Source organism: Teichococcus wenyumeiae, from assembly GCF_003696345.1.
Lineage (GTDB): Bacteria > Pseudomonadota > Alphaproteobacteria > Acetobacterales > Acetobacteraceae > Pseudoroseomonas > Pseudoroseomonas wenyumeiae.
This window is the reverse complement of the sequence record NZ_RFLX01000147.1, coordinates 1-1,215: the sequence shown is the minus strand read 5'-3', so window position 1 is coordinate 1,215 and position 1,215 is coordinate 1. Positions and strand designations below refer to the sequence as shown.

Annotated in this window: 2 protein-coding genes and 1 pseudogene; 1 reads left to right on the top strand and 2 read right to left on the bottom strand. The window is 63.6% G+C overall.

From position 1 onward, the window contains the following. Positions 1–201 (top strand): hypothetical protein (locus EBE87_RS30240; RefSeq protein ID WP_233553600.1); only part of this gene is annotated, 201 nt, incomplete at its 5' end. Here EBE87_RS30240 and EBE87_RS28270 read toward each other — a convergent pair. Continuing rightward, positions 148–869, bottom strand: a pseudogene (locus EBE87_RS28270) (IS3 family transposase); the annotation flags it as partial. The gene EBE87_RS30240 and the pseudogene EBE87_RS28270 sit on opposite strands and share 54 nt — an antisense overlap. A gap of 84 nt (positions 870–953) precedes the next feature. After that, the coding region (locus EBE87_RS28265; RefSeq protein ID WP_233553599.1) for a transposase at positions 954–1,215 on the bottom strand (262 nt) is incomplete at its 5' end.

Below are 1,215 nucleotides of genomic sequence, written 5' to 3'. Positions count from 1 at the left end.
TGTCGGCTCGAAGCTGCCCACCTGAAGGCAAGGCAGCACAGCATCGGCACGCTCGGGAAGAAGGGCATTCAGGCCGCGCTTACAGAACACGCGAGCAATGTTCAGGATAGGATGGCCGCCGTGGCTGATCAGATGGAGTTACCCCCATCAAACCGGATACGAGGCTGGTTGAGGCTGGGCTCCGTTGAACTCACGAGGTGAGCGCATGCGCAAGCCTTTGTGGGGATGGTTCTCGTTGTAGTCGGTGATCCACTCTGGGATCTGCTGGAGGACTGCAGCGGCATCGGGCCGGGGACAGATGCGGGCGTAGTCGCGCTTCAGGGTCTTCACGAAGGCCTCGCTGATCCCGTTGCTTTCCGGGCTGCGGACCGGGGTAAAGCAAGGAACGAGGTGGAGGCCGTCGCGAAGTCCAGCGTTTCGCGGGCGGTATAGGCGGAGCCATTGTGGGCGAGCCACTGCACCGGATGGGGCACCCGCAGGGAGCCGAACCGCTGCTCAACAAAGGCAAGCATCATGTCGCGCACCATCTCGCCGCTGATGCCACCGGTAGAGGCCTGCCAGGCGATGATCTCCCGGTCATGGGTGTCGATAGCAAAGGCCAGGCGCACCACCCCACCGTTCCAGCACGGAATTTCCAGGCCGTCGGAGGACCAACGCAGGTTCGACGCTGGGGCAATAACGCTGCCCTCGTGGACGCGGATGGGTCTCCGGGTGCCGTGCCGCTGGAGCAGCAGGTTTCCCTGCGCCATCAGGCGGTAGACCTTCTTGTGGTTTAGGGGCCCCGCCCCGGAGGCCCGCCGTGCCCGGTTGAGTAGAGCCGTGATGCGGCGGTAACCAGAGGCCGGCCGGGCATCAGTAAATTGGGAGATTGTCAGGAATTTCGTGTAGGGCGGAGCGGTTGAACACGCTCAGGCCATGGTGTGGGTGAAGCGTTCACCGAACAGCACGGCGACCTAGGCCTTGGCCCATTCCCGCGGCGGCATGATCCACTCCTTCTCCGCCCGGTGCAAGACCAGAAACAGCAGCTTCAGGGCGGTTTCGTCGGTTGGGAAGTGCCTGCGGGCCCGCACCGCCCGGCGCAGCTTGGAGTTCAGCGCCTCGATGGCATTGGTGGTGTAGAGGAACCGCCGAATGGATACCTCGAAGAACCTGTTGCTGCGCTGTGCTGGCGGGCCTGACAGGCACCTGAGGCAGTGAACTGGCCTTGCTGACGAG